General features: G+C 75.9%; 8 protein-coding genes. 1 reads left to right on the forward strand and 7 read right to left on the reverse strand.

Translation table 11 applies throughout. From position 1 onward, the window contains the following. The 7 genes from A4R25_RS08290 to A4R25_RS08320 all read right to left on the reverse strand — a co-directional run bounded on the left by A4R25_RS08290 (window position 1) and on the right by A4R25_RS08320 (window position 19,547). Window positions 1-954, reverse strand: a complete 954-nt coding sequence (locus A4R25_RS08290; protein WP_043324628.1) for a TauD/TfdA family dioxygenase — start codon at window positions 952-954, stop codon at window positions 1-3. 29 nt (window positions 955-983) lie between these two features. Beyond that, window positions 984-6,431 carry a type I polyketide synthase gene (locus tag A4R25_RS08295; protein WP_064446186.1) on the reverse strand — a complete coding sequence of 1,816 codons (5,448 nt, stop codon included), beginning with the start codon at window positions 6,429-6,431 and terminating at the stop codon, window positions 984-986. Window positions 6,432-6,460: 29 nt separating this feature from the next. Then, a complete protein-coding gene (locus A4R25_RS08300; RefSeq protein WP_064446187.1) occupies window positions 6,461-9,964 on the reverse strand; it encodes a non-ribosomal peptide synthetase in 3,504 nt (1,167 codons plus the stop codon). Continuing rightward, window positions 9,961-12,264 carry a lantibiotic dehydratase gene (locus A4R25_RS08305; RefSeq protein WP_064446188.1) on the reverse strand — a complete coding sequence of 768 codons (2,304 nt, stop codon included), beginning with the start codon at window positions 12,262-12,264 and terminating at the stop codon, window positions 9,961-9,963. The genes A4R25_RS08300 and A4R25_RS08305 overlap by 4 nt, the downstream gene beginning before the upstream one ends. Next, window positions 12,261-15,371 carry a thioesterase domain-containing protein gene (locus A4R25_RS08310; RefSeq protein WP_082930930.1) on the reverse strand — a complete coding sequence of 1,037 codons (3,111 nt, stop codon included), beginning with the start codon at window positions 15,369-15,371 and terminating at the stop codon, window positions 12,261-12,263. Before A4R25_RS08310 ends, A4R25_RS08305 begins: the two co-directional genes overlap by 4 nt. Continuing rightward, a complete protein-coding gene (locus A4R25_RS08315; RefSeq protein ID WP_231915452.1) occupies window positions 15,368-18,814 on the reverse strand; it encodes a beta-ketoacyl synthase N-terminal-like domain-containing protein in 3,447 nt (1,148 codons plus the stop codon). Before A4R25_RS08315 ends, A4R25_RS08310 begins: the two co-directional genes overlap by 4 nt. A gap of 340 nt (window positions 18,815-19,154) precedes the next feature. Continuing rightward, on the reverse strand, window positions 19,155-19,547 hold the full coding sequence (locus A4R25_RS08320; RefSeq protein WP_064446190.1) for a DUF2267 domain-containing protein: 393 nt from the start codon (window positions 19,545-19,547) through the stop codon (window positions 19,155-19,157). Window positions 19,548-19,696: 149 nt separating this feature from the next. Here A4R25_RS08320 and A4R25_RS08325 point away from each other — a divergent pair, with 149 nt between their 5' ends. Then, entirely contained in the window at window positions 19,697-21,811 is a 2,115-nt protein-coding gene (locus A4R25_RS08325; protein ID WP_064446191.1) for a molybdopterin-dependent oxidoreductase, read from the forward strand. Window positions 21,812-21,816 lie beyond the last annotated feature (5 nt).

Below are 21,816 nucleotides of genomic sequence, written 5' to 3' on the forward strand. Positions count from 1 at the left end.
TCAGTTCGCTCCTGCGGTGTCGGGGGTGTGCGGCTCGGCCATCGCCACGGCGATCTTGCGGGGGCCGGTGAACGGCTCCCGGCCGTGCGCGGCGGTCATGTTGTCCACCACCAGCACGTCGTCGCGCTGGTAGTCGAAGCGGACCGTGGCCGCCCGGTAGGCGGCGCGCAGGTGGTCCATCACGTCGGCGGGGATCTCGCCGCCGTCGCCGTAGTAGGTGTTCGACGGCAGCCCGTCGGCGCCGAACATGGCCAGCAGCCCTTCCTGGTAGTCCTTGGGCAACGTGCTCAGGTGGAAGAAGGTGGCGTGGTTGAACCAGCGCGGGGTGTCCGATCCGGGCCGGTGGTGCACCACGTCCCGGACCGCGCGGGTACGCAGGCCGTCCTTGCCGACCCATTCCACGGTGATCCCGTTGTCCGCCGCGTACGCCTCCACCTCGGCGCGGCTCTCGGTGTTGAACACCTCCTGCCAGCGGGTGCCGAAGTCGCCGTGGAAATTGCGCACCAGCATCCAGCGGCGGCGGACGAACTCCTCACGTACCGCCGGGTCGATCAGCTCGTACACCCGGCGCACGTCGGCCAGCGGCGTGGCGCCCTGGCTGTCCGGCGGCGTGACGCAGTAGAAGAACAGCGTCAGCGGCCAGCGCGCCTGGTACGAGTTCTCGTTGTGCAGGAAGATCTCCTCGTCCGGCGGGTAGTCGGTCGAGGTGTAGACCCGGCCCTTGATCGAGTGCCGGGGCGAGGAGCGCTCGGTGTAGGTCAGCGGCTCACCGGCCAGCGCCCGTACGGCCTGGTCGAAGCCGTCCACGCCACCCACGTCGAAGCCGCGGAACAGCAGCCCTCCGCTGGCGACGAGGGTGTCCCGCAGCTCGGCGCGCCGGGCGGCGATGAGGTCGGTCAGCGGCCGGCCGTCGTTCTCGACGACCACCGGCAGCGTCGCGGTTGTCTCGCTCATGGTGCGGTGTCTCCTTGTTCCGTCGGATGTCAGCCGCGGGGCAGCCGCGGGATGGCCGGGATCGCCGCCGGGGCGGCCGGTTGGTCGGCGGGCGCCTCGGCGCGCAGCTCCTCGATCCGGGCGGCCAGGCCGGCCACCGTGGGGGTCTCGAAGAGGCTGCGCATCGGCAGCCGCACCCCGGTCGCCTTGCGCATGGCGGCGATCAGCTGCACGGCGACCAGCGAGTTGCCGCCGAGGGCGAAGAAGTCGTCGTCCACGCCGATGTCGGTGACGCCGAGACCGTCGCGCCACACCTGGGCGATGGTCTTCTCCAGCTCGGTGCCCGGTGCGGCCGAGCCGCCGCCGGTGGCCGCGGTCGCGCCGGCCGCCGCGTCGGTCTCCTCGGCGATGCTGTCGGTGGTGACCCGGGCGGCCCGGCGACGGATGTCGGCGACGGTGCGGGTGGCGATCACCACCTGGGCGCCGAGCCCGGCGGCGAGGCTGCGCCGGAACGCCTCCGCGCCGTCGACCGGGCGGATGTCCTCGGTCACCGGCGCCGGGGCGTCGGCGTCCGCCGGGGCTTCGGCCAGGTTGCCGGTGACCGCGTCCTGGTCGACCCGGCGCAGCACGAAGTCGCTGATCGCGACCAGTTCCCGCCCGTCCGGGTCGCGCAGCGACAGGTCGGCGGCGACCACCTCGTCGGTGGCGGCGGGCCGGTGCCGCAGGTGACTGTGGAACGTCGCCGGCAGCGCGCCGCGCACCACGATCCGGCCGTACGACAACGGCAGGTAGGTGCCGGAGCCCTGGCCGCGGCCGAACGCGGTGGCCACGTCCAGCAGCGCCGGGTGCAGCCCCCACGAGGGCAGGTCGCCGAGCGCGGCGGCGGGCGCCTGCACGCGGGCCAGTTCCTCGCCGTCGGCGAGGTGGTGCTCGGCCAGCGCCGCCCAGCGCGGGCCGAACGTCAGCATGCTGGTGCGTCCCCGGCCGAACGAGGCGTCGTCGTCGACCCGCCGTCCGGCCACGGCGGGCACGGCGGCCGGCGGGGCCGCCTCGGTGGTCCACCCGGCGCTGCCGCGTACGTGGGCGCGCGCCTGGCCGGCGGCGAGGCTGGCGACGGTGAAGTCGGTGCCGTCCTCGGTCGGGGTCAGCTCGACCCGGTACTGGGCCACGGTGCCGTCCGGCACCGAGAACGGCTCCAGGAACACCACGTCACGCAGCTCGACAGCGGCGTCAGGCCCCGGCGCGGGCAGCGCGGCGGCCACCGCCGCGCGTACCGACTCCAGGTGGGCGGTGCCCGGCACCACCGGCACGCCGCCGATGCGGTGCTCGTCGAGCAGCCAGTGGGTGTCGGCCGCGACCAGGCCGTGCAGCACCGTGCCGTCCGGCCCGGCGACCATCGTGGTCAGCACCGGGTGCGTGACCGTGGTGGTCACGGTGTCCCGCCCGGCGGCCCGGAACGCGGTCGGCGCGGCGGTCTCCACCGCCATGCCGACCTCGGCCCAGCCGCCCCAGTTCTGCGACACGACCGGGGCGCGGAACCCGGTGCCGGAGCGCGCGAAGGCGTCCAGGAAGTTGTTCGCGGCGCAGTAGTCGACCTGGCCGAACCCGCCGATCACCGCGGTGATCGAGGAGCACAGCACGACGAAGTCCAGCGGCAGGTCGCCGAAGACCTGGGCCAGCGCGAGCGTGCCGGCCAGCTTCGGGGCCAGCACACGCTGCGCCTCGTCGCGCTCCTTGATCTCGGCCATGCCACCGCCGGGCAGGCCGGCGGCGTGCACGATGCCGTCGAGCCCGCCGAACCGCCGCTCGGCCTCGTCGCGGACCCGGCGCAGGTCGTCCGCGTCGGTGACGTCGGCGGCGAGCACCAGCACCTCGGCGCCCGCGGCCTCCATCCGGCGGATCGCCGCGATGGCGCGTCCGGCCCGGTCGGCGCCGCCGTGCACCGCCAGGTGCGCGTCCCACTCGTCGCGCCCGGGCAGCCCGGAGCGGGCCAGCAGCACCAGCTTGGCGCGGGCCCGGCGGGCGAAGTCCTCGGCCAGGGTGACGCCGATGCCGCCGAGACCGCCGGTGATCAGGTAGCGGCCCTCCTCGCGCAGCACGCCCGGCTCCGCCTCGGCCGCGACGCTCACCTGCTCGTAGCCGCCGAGCCAGCGGCGGTCGCCGCGCAGCGCCACCTCCGGGTGCTCGGCGTCGACCGGGCTGCGCAGCTCGGCCACCAGGGCGGCCACGCCGCGCGCGGCCGGATCGGTGTCCAGCAGCCGCACGGTCAGGTCGGGCAGCTCGGCCGGGAGCACCCGGGCCAGGCCGGCCAGCGTGGCGTGCTCGGGGCGGACGAGGTCGTCGCCGCGTACGTCGCCGATGCCGGCGGTGACCAGGTCCAGGCGTACGCCCGCCTCGTCGGCGGTCACACCGGCGCCCGCGAGCGCCTGCACCAGGTGCAGCGCGCCGAAGAAGCCGCGCTCCTGCGCCGCCCAGGCCGCCGCCGGGTCGGTGCCGGCCGGCTCGCCGTCGAGCGCGAACGCGTGCACGATCCGGCGGGGCACGTCGGCGCCGAGCGCGACCAGAAGCTCCTCGGCGTCGGCGCGTACGCCGGGGCGCAGCCGGAAACCGCTCGCGGTGGCGGTGAACGCCTCGCCGGCGCGTACCTCGACCGGGTCGTCGCCGGCGGCGCGCAACGCGGCCACGAGCGCCTCGCCGCGCGGACCGTCGGCCAGCACCAGGCAGCGGCCCAGCGGCTCCACGGCGCGCGCCGGGGCGGCCTGGCGCCACACCGGCACCGCGAACCACTCCGGCAGCGGCCGCGGGCCGGTCTCGACGGGCGCCGCGGCCAGTTCCTGCTCCGGGTCCGGGTCGATCCAGTAGCGGCGCCGCTCGAACGGGTACGTGGGCAGCGGCACCCGCCGCGCCGCCGGGTCGGCCGCAAGGCGCACCGGCACCCCGGCGCACCAGAGCGCGCCGGCCGTGCCGAGCAGCGCGGCCAGGTCACCGGTCTGCTCGCCCGCGCCGGGCAGGCTGCCCAGCGGGGTCAGCGCGCGCTGCGCCTCGCCGGCCTTGGCGACCTGCATCCGGGCCAGGTTGGCCAGTTGCCGGCCGGGGCCGCACTCGACGAGCGCCCAGGTGCCCTCGGCGAGCAGCGTGGCCACGCACGCGCCGAAGCGGACCGGGCGGCGCAGGTGCGCGGCCCAGTACGCCGGGTCGGTGGCCTGCGCCTCGGTGATCCAGGTTCCGGTCACGTTCGACAGGAACGGCACCGCCGGGGCGCGCAGCGGCACGGTGGCCATCAGCGCGGTGAACTCGTCCAGGATCGGGTCCATCATCGGCGAGTGGAACGCGTGCGAGGTGCGCAGCAGCTTCGACTTGTTCTTGCCGCCCAGGCTGACGGCGAACTCCTCCACGAGCGCGGTCTCGCCGGCCACCACGCAGGTGCCGGGGCCGTTGACGGTGGCCACCGACAGGCCCTGAGGCAGCCGGTCGGCCACCGCCGACTCGTCGAGCGTGACCGCCAGCATCGAGCCGGCGGGCAGGGAGTGCATGAGCCGGCCCCGGGCGGCCACCACGCGCAGCGCGTCCGCGAGGTCGAGCACGCCGGCGAGCGTGGCGGCCACGTACTCGCCGATGGAGTGGCCGATCATCGCGGCCGGGACGACCCCGGCGGCCCGCCACGCGACGGCGAGGGCGTACTCGACGGTGAACAACGCGGGCTGGGTCCACCGGGTCTCGGTGAGCTTGTCCGCCGCGTCCGGGTCGCGGCCGAGGATCAGGTCCCGGATGTCCAGGCCCAGCTCGGGGCGGAGCAGGTCGGCGCACTCGTCCACGGCGGCGGCGAACGCCCGGTCCTGGGCGTACAGTTCGGCGCCCATCCCGGCGTACTGCGAGCCCTGGCCGCTGAACAGGAACGCCACCCGGGGGGCGGGTCCGTCGGCGACGCCCCGGTGGCCCTTGCGCCGCTCGCGCAGCGCGGCGGCGGCGGACGCCGGGTCACCGGCCACGACGGCGGCGCGGTGGGCGTACGTCTGGCGGCCGACGCGCAGCGTGTGCGCCACGTCGGCGAGCGCCACGTCGCTGCCGCCCTCCAGGTGCTCGGCGAGCCGGCGCACGGCGACGTCCAGCGCGGTCGGCGTCTTCGCCGACACCTGGAGCAGGTGCGCCGGGCGGGCCGGCGGCTCGTCCCGCTCCGCGGCCGGCGCCTCCTGGAGCACGACGTGCGCGTTGGTGCCGCCGATGCCGAAGGAGCTGACCCCGGCCCGGCGCGGCCCGCCGTCGGTGTCCCACTTGGTCAGCGTGTTCGCCACGTAGAACGGGGTGTCGGCGAAGTCGATGGCCGGGTTCGGCGCCTCGTAGTTGATGGTCGGCGGGATCAGCCCGTGCTCCATCGCCAGCACCGTCTTGATCACGCTGACGATGCCGGAGGGCTGGCTCAGGTGGCCGATGTTCGACTTCACCGACCCGATGCCGCACCAGCCGCGCTCGTCGGCGTCCTTGGCGTAGACGGCGGACAGCGCGGCGACCTCGATCGGGTCGCCGAGCGCGGTGCCGGTGCCGTGCGCCTCGACGTAGCTGATGCTGCGCGGGTCGACGCCGGCGAGCGCGACGGCCTGGGCGATGGCCTCCGTCTGCCCGTCGATGCTGGGGGCGGTGAAGCCGACCTTCCCGGCGCCGTCGTTGTTGATGGCGTTGCCGAGCACGACCGCACGGATGTGGTCGCCGTCGGCGATCGCGTCGGAGAGCCGCTTGAGCAGCGTCACGCCGACGCCGCTGCCCCACACCGTGCCGTTCGCTGCGGCGTCGAACGGCCGGCACCGCCCGTCCGGCGAGGTGAAGCCGTCCATGCCGAGGTAGCCGACGTGCGGCAGCTCGATGTTGACGCCGCCGGCCAGGGCCATGTCGCACTCGCCGTTGCGCAGCGCCTCGCAGGCCAGGTGGAACGCGACCAGCGAGGTGGAGCAGGCGGTGTGCACGGTCATGCTGGGTCCGCGCAGGTCCAGCCGGTACGACACATTAGTGGCCACGTAGTTCGGCGAGTTGCCGGTGGCCAGCGACACCGCGCCGTGCGGGTTCCCGCCGACCCGCTTGTTGCGGTACACGTTGCGGTGCAGGTACGTGTTTCCGCCGGTGCCGGCGTACACGCCGACCGCGCCGTCGTAGCGGCCCGGGTCGTAGCCGGCGTCCTGCAACGCGGTGTAGCAGGTCTCCAGGAACAGCCGGTGCTGCGGGTCGGTGATCTCGGCCTCGCGGGCGGTCATCCCGAACAGGCCGGCGTCGAACTCGTCGTAGCCGTCCACCAGCGGGGCACGGTTGACCCAGCCCGGGTCGTCGACCTCCTGCGGCTGCGCGCCGCGGGCGAGCTGCTCCTCGCGGGTCAGCTCGGTCGTCGACTCCACGCCGTCGACCAGGTTGCGCCAGAACTCGTCGACGTCGGCCGCGCCGGGCAGGCGGGCGGCGAGCCCGACGATGGCGATGGGCTCGACGCCGTCGTCGGCGGGAATGTCGTTCTGCATGGGGGTTCCTTCATTCACAAGGGATCGCGTCACGGGTGAGGTCGGCGTGGCGGCGGGGTTCGGCGGGCGCGGCCCCGCCGCGCGGCGGCGCGCAGCGCGGCGCGGGCCAGTTCCGGCCGGTCGGCGGCCCCGTCCAGGCTGGCGGCGAGCGCCCGCACGGTCGGGTGGCGGAACAGGTCGAGCATGGTGATCGAGCGGCCGGTGGCCTCGGTGAGCCGGGCGTACACGGCGGCCAGGGCCATCGAGTGGCCGCCGATGTCGAAGAAGTTGTCGGTGACGCCGACGGTGTCCCGGCCGAGCACGTCGCGCCAGATGCCGGCGATCAGCTCCTCGGTGCCGGTGAGCGCGTCCGAGCCGGTGGGCAGCGGCGCGCGGGCCGGTTCGGCGGTGGCGACGGTCATCGCGCCGAGCGCGGCCACACGCACCGCCGGGCGGGGCAGCTCGGGCGCCACCTCGGCGGCCGGCGCGTCCGGATCGGCGGCGAGCGCGCCGACCAGGGCGGCCAGGTCGGCCAGGAGCGCGCTGATCCGCTCGGCGGTGAACAGGTCCGGGTTGTGCACCACCTCGACGCCGGCCCGCCCGTCACGCTCCACCACGTAGACGGTCAGGTCGAACGGCGAGCCGGGCTTGGGCACCGACACCGGCTCGGCCGCCAGGCCGGTCAGCGCCAGCCGGGGCGGGGCGAAGTTGAGCACGTTGAACAGCACCTGCACCAGCGGGGCGCGGGAGGTGTCCCGGCCCACGCCGAGCGCCTCCACGATGCGTTCCAGCGGCGCGCCCGGGTGGGCGGTGACCTCGTGCAGCTCGGCGGCGGCCCGGTCGACCTGCTCGGCGAAGCTCGCGCCACCGGAGCGGACCCGCACCGGCACGGTGTCGATGAAGAACCCGATCACCTCGTCGAACGCGGCCAGCCGCCGGTCGGCGACGATCGCGCCGAGCACGTGCTCGTCGCCGCCGGTGACCCGGCGCAGCAGCTCGCCGAACGCGGCCAGCAGCACCGCGGCGACTGTGGTGCCGCGCCGCGCGGCCAGGTCGCGCACGTCCCGGTCGGCGGCCTCGTCCAGCCGTACCGCGGCCTCCGCGCCGGCGTACGTCTGCACGGCCGGGCGGGGCCGGTCGCGGGGCAGGTCCAGCACCGTCGGCGCGCCGGCCAGGTGCGCGGTCCACCAGGCCAGGTCGGTCTCGCCGCGGCGCCGGTCCCGGTCGGCGCGCCACACCGCGTAGTCGGCGTACGTGGCGGGCAGCGGCGGGCGGCCCGGCACGGACCGGCCGAGCGCGCGGGCGTACGCGAGCGCCAGCTCGTCGTAGAGCAGCGCCTCGGACCAGCCGTCGAAGACCGCGTGGTGCACGGTGACCGCGAGCACGTGCTCCTGCGCGGCGAGCCGGTACACGGTCACCTGCCAGGGCGGGCCGGTGGCCAGGTCGAACGCGTGCCCGGCGCCGGCCGCGAGCATGCCGGCCAGCTCGGTGTCCGGGTCGGCGGCGGCGGTCAGGTCGACCACCGGCACCGCCACGTCGGTGGGTTCCTCGCGGACCGCGTACGGCACGCCGCCGTTCTGCGGGATCCGCCAGCGCAGCACGTCGTGCCGTTCGGCGACGGCCCGCAGCGCGGCGCCGAGCGCGGCGACGTCCAGCGGCCCGCGCAGCCGGTGCGCGACGGCGATGTTGTACGGCGCGCTGGACGGGGCGAGCTGGTCCATGAACCACAGCCGCCGCTGCGGCGGGGACAGCGTCGGCGGGTTGCCGGTGGTCAGCCCGTCGGCGTCGGCCGGGTCGGCGGCGCGGACCCGGTCCACCAGCGCGGCGAACGTGCGGTCGGCGAACAGCACCCGGGTGTCCACCTGCCGGCCCAGCTCCGCGCGCAGCGCCGCGACCAGCCGCATCGCGGCGATGGAGTTGCCGCCGGCGGCGAGGAAGTCGCTGTCCGGGGCGGGCGCGGCGCCGAGCAGCCGGGTCCAGACGCGCCGGACCGCCGCCGTCACCGGGTCGTCGTCGGCGGACGCGTCGGCGACTGCGGCCGGGGTCGCCGCGGCCAGTTCGCGCAGCGCCGGCCGGTCCAGCTTGCCGGTGACCGGGCTGACCGGCAGCGCGTCCAGCCGCACCGTCCGGGCCGGCAGCATCGCGGTGGTCAGCCGCGTCTGCGCGTACGCCCGCAGCTCGTCGTCGCCGGGCGCGCCGGCCGGGGTGAGGAACGCGACCAGCTCGGCGCCGGCCGGGCCGGGCACCGCCTCCACCGCGACGCGCTCGACGCCGGGGCAGGCGGCCAGCACCGCCTCGATCTCGCCCAGCTCGATGCGCTGGCCGCGCACCTTCACCTGCCGGTCGGCGCGGCCCAGGTAGACGATCCGGCCGTCCGGGCCCTGCCGGACCAGGTCGCCGGTGCGGTAGAGCCGATCGCCGGGGACGTCGCCGAACGGGTCGGGCACGAACCGCTCGGCGGTCAGGCCGGGCCGGTTCAGGTAGCCGTCGGCCAGGCCGGGCCCGCCGATCAGCAGCTCGCCGGTCTCGCCCGCCGGCACCGGCCGCAGGTCGGCGTCGACCACGTACGCCCGGTGGTTGGGCAGCGGCCGGCCGATCGGCATCGGGTCGGTGTCGGCCGGGGTGAGGTCGCAGGTGACCGCCAGCACCGTGGTCTCGGTGGGGCCGTAGCCGTTGAGGAACCGCCGGCCCGGCGCCCAGCGGGCGACCAGCTCGGCCGGGACCGCCTCGCCGCCGCAGAGCAGCACCCGCCATGACGGGAACCCGGCCGGGTCCAGCAGCGACAGCACGGTCGGGGTGATGAAGCCCCAGGTGACCTCGTGCTCGGCGACGAACCGGGCGAGCCGGACCGGGTCGGCCCGGTCGTCGGCGCCGAGCAGCTGCACCGCGCCGCCGAGCGTCAGCGGCACGAACAGGTCCATGGTGGCGGCGTCGAAGCCGAGCGAGGCGATGCCGAGGCTGCGCACCGAGGCGTCGGCGCCGGTCAGCGCGCTCACGCCGGTGACGAACTCGACGGCGTTGCGGTGGGTGGTCAGCACGCCCTTCGGGCGGCCGGTGGAGCCGGAGGTGAACAGCACGTACGCCGGGTCGCCGGGGCGGGCCGGGCAGGGCGCGAGCGGGGCCGGGCCGGGCAGGCCGAGCGCCGTCACGCCGGGCTCGTCGCCGAACTCGGCCGCCGCCGCGTCGCCGACGACGACCCGGACGCCCGCGTCGCGGACGATGCCGCGCAGCCGGGCCCGGGGGCCGCCCGGCTCCAGCGGCACGTACGCGGCGCCGGCGAGCAGCACGCCGACCACAGTCGTCACCAGGTCGGGGGTACGCGCGCCGCACACGCCGACCCGGTCGCCCCGGCCGACGCCGTGCTCACGCAGCGCGGCGGCCACCCCGGCGGCCCGGTCGACGAGCTGCCGGTAGGTGAGCCGGGTGTCCCACTGGCGCACCGCCACCGCGTCCGGGGTGCGGGCCGCCTGCGCGGTGATCAGGTCGGCGAGGGTGGCGTCCGGCCAGGGCAGGTCGGTGCCGTGGACGGCGCTGACGGTCAGGGTGTCGGTCACCGGAGTGCTCCAAGGTGCTCGGCCGGGTCGGTGATCTGGAGGCGCAGTTCGCTGACGTAGCCGCGGCCCTGGGCGTCGGGCACCCAGGCCTCGGCGGGGGCGGGCAGCAGTTCGGAGACCACCACCGGCACGTCCGGCCCGGTCCGCAGCGCGGCGTCGACCATGGCGCACAGGGACTGCGCGTACAGCGGCCCGGTCAGGTCCACGTAGCAGGGTTTGATCTCGGTGCCGACCTTGACGAAGACCCGCTCGGGCAGGCCGGTCTCGGCGCGCCAGCGGCGTACCGCCAGGTAGCGGGCGGACTCGTCGGGGTGGCCGCCCAGCCCGCACGCCCCGGCCGTGGTGCGCCAGGTGCGCCGTGCCACCACCAGCCGGTCGATGGTGATCCGGGGCGTGTACGCCGCGGCGCCGAGCAGCTTGAACGCGTCGAGCAGCAGCGAGCCGAGCAGCGTGGCGAAGACCTCCATCAGCGGCCAGCGGGCGCCGTCGGGGAAGACCGCGGTGAGCGTGTCGCCGGTGCGTTCGACCAGCACGGCGGTGGCCGGGACCAGGCGGTCCACGTCGGCGCCGTGCGCCGTGTCGATGCCGAGCTGGCGGTCCGCCGGGCCGGTCAGCGCGTACGTGGTGCGGGTGGTGCGGCGGGGGAAGCTGTCCGGCCACAGCACCCGCAGCCGGACCGGGCCCAGGTCGGCGTCGAGGTCGGCGCGCAGCGCCGCCGGGTCGGGGTGGAACGGGCTGAGCACCGCGCTGTCGAACGCGACCGACGCCGGGTGCAGCTCGCCGAGCACGAGCAGGAAGTCGCCGCGTTCGACGGCCTCCGGCGAGGCGGCGCACAGCTGCACGTCCGGGTTGTGCAGCCGGGCCGACGGCCAGCCGGGTCGGGTCGCCGGGAACAGTTCCCGGACCCGGTCGGTCAGGTCCGCGGCGCGCAGCCGCAGCTCCGGCTGCCCCTCGGGCAGGTCGGCCAGGCCGAACAGCTCGGCCCAGCGTGCGGTGAGCGTGGCGCCGGCCCGGCCGATCGGGCCGTCCGGGGAGACGAGCGTGCCCTGGGCCAGCAGCCACAGGTCGGCCAGCCGCACGGGGCCGTCGGCGGCCAGTTCCTCGTGCAGTTCGGTGAAGACCTCACCGCAGCGGGCGGCCACCTCGCCGGTGAACCAGCGGGCGGTACGCAGCACCACGGCGAGGGGCTCGGCGAGCGCGTCGATGACCGCCGACCCGATGCGGAACTCCAGGTCGCGGGCGGTCTCCTCGTAGCAGACGGTGCGGGCGGCGTACATCTGCCCGCTGTGCCGGGTGGCCGGTCGGCCGGTGACGGCGGTGAACTCGGCGTTGAGCGCGGCGAGCGCGGCGCCGAGCCGGTCCGGGTCGCCGGCCGACGCGGCCACCTCGTCGCGGGCGGCGCGCAGCCGGCCGAACTCGGCCGCTGTGGCGGCGCGGACCGGCTCGTCGCCGATCGCGGCGATCCGCGCTTCGAGCACCAGCTCGGCGTCGGGCGCGATCGGCAGGTTCGCGCCCCAGCTGAGCTGGCCGCGCTCGACCCACCGGTCCAGCAGCAGGTAGACGTCGTCGGCGCTGTGCACCTCACCGGCGTCGCACAGCCGCTGCGCCAGCTCCACCGCGGGCGTACGCCCGTCGCAGGCGCCGAGCACCAGCGCCTCGACCGGGGTCAGCGCGATCGGCGGGTGCAGCGGCCAGCGCAGCTCCCGGCCGGCGACGGTCAGGTGCGGTTGCAGGGCCGGCGCCCACCAGCGGCGCACCGCCAGGTCGTCGGCGAGCCGGTCGGCGTACGCGATGAGCGCCCACGCCTCGAAGTACACCCGCCGCCCGTGCACCAGCGCGGCACCGGGCACGGTGTGCACGCCGGGCCGGGTGGTGTCGAACGTGCCCCAGCAGACCGGGCCGAAGAAGCCGATGGTCTCGGCCTTGCCGCAGTAGCGCTGCCAGTAGCGCAGCAGGCTCAGCTCGCGCTTGCGGCGGCGCACGTTGCGGACCTGCGGGTCGGTGCGCAGCAGCCCGTCCAGCGCGATCAGCATGTCCGGGTTCTGCCAGGTCACCGCCTCGCGCAGCAGCAGGTCGGCGGCCAGCTCGCCGGCCACCGCGGAGGACTCGGCGAACGCCTCTCGCAACGTCTTGTCGAACACCTCGGCGCCGGTGTCGCCGGCGAGCAGCGCGTCCGCGACGGCGGCGCAGTCCGGCGCGGCGAACCGGTCCAGCCCGGCGGCCGGGAAACCGGCGGTCCGCAGGACCACGTCACGCCACACCGACCAGCCGGTGTCGCCCAGGGGCACCAGATGGCTCACCGGTGGTCCTCCCGCCGGGCGTCGGTGATGTGCAGGCGCAGCTCGCTGAAGTAGCGGCGGCCCTGTCCGTCGGGCACCCACGCCTGCTCCGGGGCGGGCAGCATCTCGCTGACGGTGAACGAGACGTCGTCGCCGCCGTCGACGCGGGCGGCGCGCGCCATCGCGCAGAGCGTGGTGGCGAACGCCGGCGCGGACAGGTCGACGAAGCAGGGCTTGGTCTCGGTGCCGAACTTGACGTACACCTGTTCGGGCAGGCCGAGGCGGCGGCGCCAGTCCCGGACGGCGAGGAAGCGCTCGCGCTCCCCGTTCGGGACGGCCAGGCCGCTGGCGCCCACTGTGGTCCGCCACGTCTGCCGGGCCAGCACCAGCCGGTCCACGGTGATCCGGGGCGTGTACGGCGCGGCGGCGACCAGCTTGAAGCCGTCCACGGCGTGCGCGCTGAACGGCTCGGCGAAGATCTCGGTGAGCGGCCAGCGCTGCCCGTCCGAGGCGGTCGCCACCAGTTCGCCGTCGACGTCGTCGACGACCAGGTCGACTGTGGGCAGCACGCGGGCCGGGTCGGCGCCGGGCGCGTCGAGGAACGCCAGGTGCCGGTCGGTCGGGCCGGTCAGCGACTCGGCGGTACGGCTGGTCCGGCGCGGCCAGTCGGCCGGGAACAGCAGCCGGACGCGCCGCTGCCCGAGGTCCGCCGCCAGCGCGTCGCGCAGCCGCTCCACGTCCGGGTGCGACGGGGTGAACACGGCGCAGTCGAACGACGACCAGGCGGCGTGCAGCTCGCCGAGCACCACGGTGTAGTCGCCGCGCCGCAGCGCGTCCGCGTCGGTGGCGCAGATCTGCAGGTCGGGGCTGTGGATGGCGGCGTTGGACCACTCCGGGCCGGCGCCGGGGAACACCGCGTCGATCCGGTCGGCGAGGTCGGCCGCGCGCAGCCGTACGTCGGTGCTGCCGGCGGGCAGCGTGTCCAGGCCGAACAGCCCGGACCAGCGGGCGGCGAACTCCGCCGCCACCGCGTCGACGGGCCGCTCGCCGTCGCCCCAGAACATGCCCTGGGCCAGGAACCACAGGTCGGCCAGCGGCACCGGGCCGCCGGACTCGGCGCGCAGTTCCTCGTACAGGCCGCGCAGCACGTCGAGGTAGGCGCGGGCGAGCGCGTTGGCCAGCCAGCGGGCGGCGCGCAGCAGCACGTCCAGCGGGGCGGCCAGCTCGGCCAGCAGCGGCGCGCCGAAGACCACGTCCAGGTCCCGGGCGCTGTCCTCGTAGCAGACCGTGCGCCCGGCGTACATCTGTCCGGCCCGGCGTACCGCGGGCACGCCGGTCAGCTCGGTGAACGTGGCGTCGAGCGCGTCCAGCGCGGCGCGCAGCCGCTCCGCGTCCCCGGCCGCCGCGGCCACCTCGTCGCGCGCGGCGCGCAGCCGGTCGAACCCGGCGCGGGCGGCGGCGCGGGCCGGCTCGTCACCGATCGCCTCGATCCGGTCGGCCAGCACCCGTTCGGCGTCCGGGCTCACCGGCAGGGCCGCGTCCCAGGTGATCAGTTCCCGCTCCACCAGGCGGTCGAGCAGCGCGTAGCCGTCCTCGGGGCGGCGCAGCCCGATCGCCGGGTCGGCGACCAGGTCGGCGGCGGGGCGCCGCCCGTCGGCCGCGCGCAGCAGCCCGGCCTCGACCGGGGTCAGCGTCAGCGGCGGACGTCCGGGGCGCAGCACGGCCCGGTCCCGGACCGCCAGGTGTGGCCGGAGCATCGGTGGCCACCAGCGGCGGACCGCCAGGTCCGCGCCGATCCGGTCGGCGTACGCGGTCAGCGCCCACGACTCGAACCACACCCAGCGTCGGCGGGTCAACCGGTCGCCGGGGTTGACCCGGGCAACTTCCGGCTGTGCCGGATCGACTGTGACCCAGCAGCTGGGCCCGAAGAAGCCGACCGTCTCGTTCTTGCCGCAGTAGCGCTGCCAGTACTTCAGCAGCGCCCGTTCCCGGTCGCGGCGGCGTACGTTGCGGGCCGCGTCGGCGCCGCCGCGCACCAGCCCGTCGAACGCGACGAGCGCGCCCCGGTTCTGCCAGGTGACCGCCTCGCGAAGCAGCGGATCGGCGGCCAGCGCGCTGAACCGCTGCGCGCCGGAGCGCAGCGCCTCCTCGAACTCCTTGTCGAACCGGTCCGCGCCCGCGCCGGTGGCGAGCAGCTCGTCGGCGGCGGTGGCGGCCCGGGGCGCGCTGAACAGCTCCAGCCCGTCGGCCGGGAACCCGGTGGTACGCAGCACCGCGTCGCGCCACACCGACCAGCCGGTGTCGCCGAGGGGGACCCGGTGCGCGGCGCCGGCGGTCCCGCGGCCGGCGGCGCGCACCGGGTCCGGACCCGCGTCCGGCGTGCCGGCGCGGGGGTCCGAGAGCGCGGCGGTCAGGTCGGCGCGGATCAGCGCGGCCAGCTCGGGCAGCCGGTCGTGCAGGAAGAAGTGCCCGCCGTCCAGCTCGTGCAGGGTGAACCCGGCCGCGGTGTGCTCGGCCCAGGCCGCGTTCTGGTCCCGGGTGACCGCCCGGTCGGTGCGGCCGGCGAACGCGACGATCGGCACCGGCAGCGGCTCGCCGGGCACGTGGCGGTAGTCGTCGACCCGGCCGAAGTCGGCGCGCAGCAGCGGCAGCAGCAGTTCCACCAGCTCCGGGTGGTCGAGCAGTTCGGCGGGGAGGCCGCCGCCCTCGCCGAGGCGGCGCAGCAGCTCGTCGTCGCTCGCCCGGGACAGCCCGTCGAACGGGCCGGGGGTGCGTACGTGCGGGGCGCGGGCACCGCCGACGTAGAGCCGCAGCGGCAGCGGGCGGCCGGTGCGGCGCAGCTCGCGGACCACGTCGAAGCCGAGCCGTCCGCCCATCGAGTGGCCGTAGATCGCGTACGGGCGGTCGGCCCGGGAGGCGATGGCGTCGGCCACCTCGGCGACGCTGAAGCGCGGGTCCTCGGTGATCCGGTTCTCCCGGCCGGGCAGTTGCACCGGCGTCACGTCGACGCTCTCGCCGAACTCGGACGCCCAGCGCCGGAACGCGCTGGCGCCCGCACCGGCGTAGGGCAGGCAGAACAATCGCACCGGGGCCTCGGGTCGGCTTCCGGCGGAGACGAACCAGTTCACCGCGGACCTTTCTGCACGGGGTCGATCCAGTGCCGGCGGCGCTGGAACGGGTAGGTGGGCAGTCCGGTGCGACGCACCGTGCCGTCGGGGTGCAGCTCGTGCCAGTCGACGTCACGCCCGGCGACCCAGTCGGCGGCCGTCTCGCGCAGCGGACCGCCGTCGCCGGCGATCCGGGCGTCGGTGTCCAGCAACACGTCCAGGGCGGACAGCGCGGCCGGCAGGTCGGCGGCGACCACCGCCGCCCGGTGCGCGAACGCCCGCCGGCCCAGCGCCAGCGTGGCGGCCACGTCGGACAGTGCCGGGGCGGCGCCGGCCAGGTGGGTCCGCAGGCGGGTCAGCGCGGCCCGCAGCGCCGCCGGGGTACGCGCGGAGACCGGCAGCAGCCACGGCCCCTCGCCGGGCGGGTCGGCCGGCTCGGCCGGTGGCGGCTGTTCCACCACCACGTGCGCGTTGGTGCCGCCGAGGCCGAACGCGCTGACCCCGGCGACCCGGCGCGCGCCGTCCGGCCAGTCCCGCGCCTTGGTGGGCACGTAGAACGGTCCGGCCGTCAGGTCGATCTCCGGGTGCGGGCGGGTGAAGTGCAGGTTCGGCGGGATCACCCCGTGCCGGACGGCGAGCACCGTCTTGATCAGCCCGGCGATGCCGGCGGCGGCGTCGAGGTGACCGATGTTCGTCTTGACCGAGCCGAGCGCCGTGGACTCGGCGGGCGCGGCGCCCGCGTACACCTCGTGCAGCGCCGCGACCTCGATGGCGTCACCGAGCGGCGTGCCGCTGCCGTGGCCCTCGACGAAGCGGACCTCGCCCGGCGCGACCTCGGCGGTGGCGAGCGCGCCCGCGACGGCGGCGGCCTGCCCGGCCGGGCCGGGCACCGCGAAGCCGGCCCGGTCCGGGCCGTCGTTGGTGACCGCCCAGCCGGGCAGGATCGCGTAGATGCGGTCGCCGTCGGCCTGCGCGTCGGCGAGCCGGCGCAGGGCGACCACGCCGGCGCCGGAGCCGAAGCCGGAGCCGGCGGCGGCCTCGTCGAAGGCGCGGCACCGGCCGTCGGGCGAGACGAGCCCGCCTGCCCGGTGCCGGGGCCACATCACGGTGGAGCCGCCGGCCAGGGCCAGGTCGCACTGGTAGTCGGCGAGGCTCTGCGCGGCCACGCACACCGCGACGAGCGAACTGGAGCAGGCGGACTGCACGGCCATCGCCGGGCCGGTCAGGCCGAGCCGGTAGGCCACCTGCCCGGGCAGGTGGTCGGTGAGCTGGCGGCCGACGAGCCGGGCCTCCCAGTCGTCCGGGTCGACGTCGCCGACCACCGCCGGGTTGTCCATCAGGTGGAACAGGAAGTAGCGGTTTGCCGAGGTGGCGGCGTAGACGCCGACCAGCCCGGGGAAGCGGGCCGGGTCGTGCCCGGCGTCCTCCAGCGCCTCCCAGGCGGTCTCCAGGAACAGCCGGTGCTGCGGGTCGGTACGGGCGGCCTCGTCGGCGCCGAAGCCGAAGAACTCGGCGTCGAAGTCGGCCACCCCGTCGAGCCGGCCGGTGGCGCGCACGTGCCGGGGGTCGGCGAGCAGGCCGGGCCCGACGCCGAGCGCGGCCAGTTCCTCGTCGGTGTGGTCGTGCACCGAGTCGACCCCGGTGCACAGGTTCCACCAGTACGTGGCCACGTCGGGCGCGCCGGGGAACCGGCCGGCGAGGCCGACCACGGCGATCTCGTCGCCGGTGTACTCGCGGGCGGCGCGTACCGGCGCGGCGGGCGCGGGCAGCACCGGGGCGCGGACCGCCTCGGGCGGGGCGTCGAGCAGCGCCGCCTGGGTGGCGACGGTCGGGTGGTCGAACAGGCGCAGCATCGGCAGGCGGACGCCGAACCGCTCGGCGAGGCGCTGCTGAACCTGGCCCAGCAGCAGCGACTGCCCGCCCACGTCGAAGAAGCTGTCGGTGCGGCCGACCGCGTCGCGGCCGAGCACCGCGCACCAGATGTCGTGCACGGCGCGCTCGGTCTCGGTGGCCGGCGCCGCGTCGGCGGGCACCTCGGTCACCGGGTCGGGCAGCGCCCGCTCGTCGACCTTGCCGGTGACGGTGAGCGGGAACTCGTCGACCACCACCGCGCGGGGCACCGCGTAGTCGGGCAGCTCCGCGGTCAGGGCGGCGCGCAGCGCCGCCGGGTCGGGGCGGGCGCCGGCCGGGCGGGCGTACGCGAGCAGTTCGCCGTCGCGCACGATGGCGCGGACGCCGGCGACGCCGGGCTGGGCGGACAGCACCGCTTCGATCTCGGTCAGCTCGACCCGGTGTCCGCGTACCTTGACCTGACGGTCGAGCCGGCCGAGGCAGACCAGTTCCCCGCCGGGCAGCAGCCGGCCGAGGTCACCGGTGCGGTACGACGGCACCCCGTCGGCGTCGACGCCGAACCGGTCGCTGTCCTGGTTGAGGTAGCCGGGGGCGAGGTGCCGGCTGTGGACGACGATCTCGCCGGTGTCCGGGGCGAGGTCGAGCCGGTAGCCGGGGAACGCGGTGCCGACCGGCAGCGGCCCGCGGGCGTCCGGGTCCACCTCGGACAGCGGCAGCAGATGCCGGGCGGCGAACGTCATCTCGGTGGCGCCGTAGCCGTTGACCAGCACGCACTCGGGGGCGAACCGGTCCCGGCCGCGGGCCGCGTCGGTCCAGGTGGCCTGTTCGCCGCCGAGCAGCACCGCCCGCACCGTGGCCAGCCGGCGCGCGCCGAGCGTGTCGAGCAGGAAGCGGTAGACGGTGGGCGTGCAGTGCAGCACGGTGGCGCGGTGCCGGTCGAGCTGCTCGACGGCGTACGCGAGTCCCTGGCGGCGCAGGTCGACCGGGACGACGGCGGCGCCGGTGAGCAGCGCCGGGTAGAGGTCGGGGATGGCGGCGTCGAAGCTGAACGACGCGAGCAGGCTGAGCCGGTCGTCCGGTCCGACGCCTAGTGCGGCGATCTGGTTGTCGACGACGTGGGCCAGGTTGCGGTGGGTCTGCCCGACCGCCTTGGGCACGCCGGTGGAGCCGGAGGTGAACAGCACGTACGCCAGCGCGTCCGGCTCGGCCGGAACCGGGCGCAGCGGGGCCGGCGGCACCTCGTCCAGCGGCACGACCGGACGCTCGCCGGCCAGCGCCGAGGCCAGGTCGCGGTGCTCGGCGGCGCACGCGACGGCGGTGACGCCGGCGGCGTCGACCATGTGGCGCAGCCGGGCGACCGGGAAGCCCGGGTCCAGTGGCACGTACGCGCACCCGGCGGCCAGGGCGCCGAGCAGCGCCGCGACGGTCGGTGCGCCGTGCGCGGTGAGCAGCGCGATCCGGTCTCCGGGACGCAGGCCTGCGGCGGCGAACACGGCCATGTGCCCGCCGGCCGCCCCGGCCAGCTCGGTGTAGGTGACCTCGTGGGTCTCACCGAGAAGTGCCGGACGTCCGCCGTGTACTGCCGTGATCGCGCCGAAACGATTGATAATCATCGGCTCCGCCATGTCAGGAAGCGGGATACGCTCCACAGAGGACAGGCACGCAGCAATCGACGAATGTGATCATTGATCCCCCCCAGGACTTCACATTGGAAGCAGAATATTGCTCAATCACCGCACCGGAAGAGCATCGATGCGGCTTGAGCCGAAGGGAGGAAGACGTCCTGGAACCTCGGACGGAGGAATCCGTCCGATCATCCCTCTAGCGCGTAGACGTTTTACAGCGTACGCGAACGCCGACGAGTTATTTTACGGTGAAAATACTTTCTGGCAGTCGAATCTTCGTCGGAGCGGCCCCGGTGCCGCAGCTCAACCCGGATCGCGGGGAGCCTGCTCAGACATCGTAGGGTGGCCGCGGGATCGGGTCCACCATCGCGTCGAAGCCCTTCGGAAGCTGCGCGACGAGGTCCTGGAACTCCCCCACCGTCACCGTGTCGCGCAGCGTGGCGAGCACCGCCACCGCGCCCACCTCGGCGACCGCCGGATCCACCGCCGCACGCTCGGCCACCCGGTACAGGAAGTCCACCGCGCCGCCGGTCACGGCGATCCCACCCGGCTCCAGATAGCCGCCGACGTCGTCCGGCAACTGCGCCGCCAGGTCGGCCGTCTCGTCCGCGGTGACCCGCTCGGCGAGGGCCTGCAACACCGCCCGGGAGATGGTCGCGGCCTCGTCGGACGGCAACTCGGACCGCCGCGCCACCGCCTCGACGAACAGGGGGAACCGCATCCCACCCCTCCCCTCGCCGCCGGCGGGCACCACGCCCGCACCGGTCGGCCCCGGCGGGTACCCGCCCCCACCCCGGCCAAACGCCCCCGGCCCGCGGCCGGTCACCACGAGTGGCTGCCGCACCACGAACCGGGAGTAACATCCGGCCCATGGCCCCCGTCACCACCCACCCCGGCGCCTGCCCGCTGGACTGCCCCGACACCTGCGTCTGGCAGCTCACCGTCTCCGACGGCGTCGCGGTCGGGCTGCGCGGCGACCGTGACCACCCGTTCACCAGGGGCGCGCTCTGCGGCAAGGTGAACCGCTACCTGGACGCGGTGAACGGGCCGGACCGGCTCACCACGCCCTGGGTCCGCACCGGCCCGAAGGGCGCGGGACGGGTCGCGTACCGGTCGGCGAGCTGGGACGAGGCAGTCGAGCGGGTGGCCGCCGGACTGCGCGCGAGCATCGAACTCCACGGCCCGGAGTCGGTGCTGCCCTACTACTTCGCCGGCACGATGGGCCTGGTCCAGGGCTGGACCATGGGACCCCGGCTCTTCGCCCACCTGGGCGCGTCCCGGCTGGACACCACCATCTGCACGGCGGCGGCGCGGGCGGCGCTGCGCTCGCTGTACGGCGCCTCGGTCGGCTTCGAACCGGAGTCGATCGTCGAGGCGGAGCTGATCGTCCTCTGGGGCGCCAACCCGCTGGTGACCAACCTGCACCTGTGGCCGTTCGTGCAGCAGGCCCGCGAGCGCGGCGCGTACGTGGTGACGATCGACCCGCTGCGCACCGACACGGCGGCCCGCAGCGACGAGCACGTCGCGCCGCTACCCGGCACCGACGCGGCGCTCGCGCTCGGGCTGATGCGCCACGTCCGCGACGCCGGGGCGGCCGACGAGGCGTGGCTGGCCGCGCACACCACCGGCTGGCCGGAACTGGCCGCCCGGCTCGACGACTGGCCGGTGGAGCGGGCCGCCGCCGAGTGCGGCCTGCCGCCCGAGGTGGTACGCCGCCTCGGCGAGCGGATCGCCACCACCCGGCCCACCGCAATCCGCGTCGGGCTGGGCCTGCAACGGCACCACGGCGCCGGGCAGGCGATCCGCGCCATCTGCGCGTTGCCGCTGGTCACCGGCGACTTCCGGTACCCCGGCGGCGGGGCGCTGGTGACCACCAGCGGCCACCACCGGGTCGACAACGGTCCGGTGATCCGGCCCGCCGGCATGCCGGCCCCACCGGCCCGGACGCTGAACATGAGCCGGCTGGCCACCGTGCTCACCGGGGAGGCCGACCCGCCTGTCACCTCGCTCGTGGTGTTCAACGCCAACCCGGCGGCGACCGCGCCGGACCAGGCCCGGCTGCTCACCGGGCTGGGCCGCGCCGACCTGTTCACAGTGGTGCTGGAGCAGCGCTGGACCGACACCTGCGACTACGCCGACGTGGTGCTCCCGGCCACCATGCAGCCCGAGCACCTGGACCTGCAGACGTCCTACGGGCACCACTACACGACGTTGAACCTGCCGGTCACCCGCGCGCCGGGCGAGGCGCTGCCGAACACCGAGATCTTCCGGCGGATCGCCGCCGCGCTCGGGATCGACCACCCGGCGTTCTCGGACAGCGACGAGGACCTGGCCCGGCAGTTGCTGGCCGGCGCGCCGATCACGTTCGAGGAGCTGCGCGAACGCACGTACGCGCGGCTCACCGGCGTGCCGGTCGGTTCCGCGCCGTACGCCGCTGGTGGTTTCCCCACAGCGGACGGGCGGGCCCGGCTGCACGACCCGGCGCTCGCCGCGCTCGGGGTGGACCCGCTGCCCGGGTACACGCCACCGGCCGAGGCGGCCGACCCGGAACTGGCCCGCCGGTTCCCGCTGACGCTGCTCACCCCGGCCAACCGCTACCTGATGAACTCCACGTTCGCGTCGCTGCCCTGGCACACCCGCCGGGCCGGGCCGCCGCGGCTGCACCTGCACCCGGCCGACGCGGCGGCGCACGGGCTCGCCGACGGCGACGCGGTACGTGTGCACAACGACCGGGGCGCGTTCCTCGCCGCGGTGGCGGTGGACGAGGCGGCCCGGCCGGGGTGCGCGTTCACGTACAAGGCGTACTGGGCGGGGCGCAGCCCGGGGCGTTCCACCGTCAACGCGGTCACCGGCGTCCGCGACACCGACCTGGGCGAGGCGCCGACGTTCCACGACTGCCGGGTGGCGGTCGAGCCGGTGCCGGCCGCCCTGCTGACCGCCGAGCCGCCCCTCGACGAGGTCGCCGAGCCGGCAGCGGCTGGGTGATTCGG

Source organism: Micromonospora sp. NBRC 110037 (assembly GCF_001652995.1).
GTDB classification, from domain to species: domain Bacteria; phylum Actinomycetota; class Actinomycetes; order Mycobacteriales; family Micromonosporaceae; genus Micromonospora; species Micromonospora chalcea.

Bases quoted from the DNA above. Each gene is read 5' to 3' on its own strand.
- A4R25_RS08290 (WP_043324628.1), bottom strand. From the start codon at position 954: ATGAGCGAGACAACCGCGACGCTGCCGGTGGTCGTCGAGAACGACGGC.
- A4R25_RS08295 (WP_064446186.1), bottom strand. From the start codon at position 6,431: ATGCAGAACGACATTCCCGCCGACGACGGCGTCGAGCCCATCGCCATC.
- A4R25_RS08315 (WP_231915452.1), bottom strand. From the start codon at position 18,814: ATGATTATCAATCGTTTCGGCGCGATCACGGCAGTACACGGCGGACGT.
- A4R25_RS08320 (WP_064446190.1), bottom strand. From the start codon at position 19,547: ATGCGGTTCCCCCTGTTCGTCGAGGCGGTGGCGCGGCGGTCCGAGTTG.
- A4R25_RS08325 (WP_064446191.1), top strand. From the start codon at position 19,697: ATGGCCCCCGTCACCACCCACCCCGGCGCCTGCCCGCTGGACTGCCCC.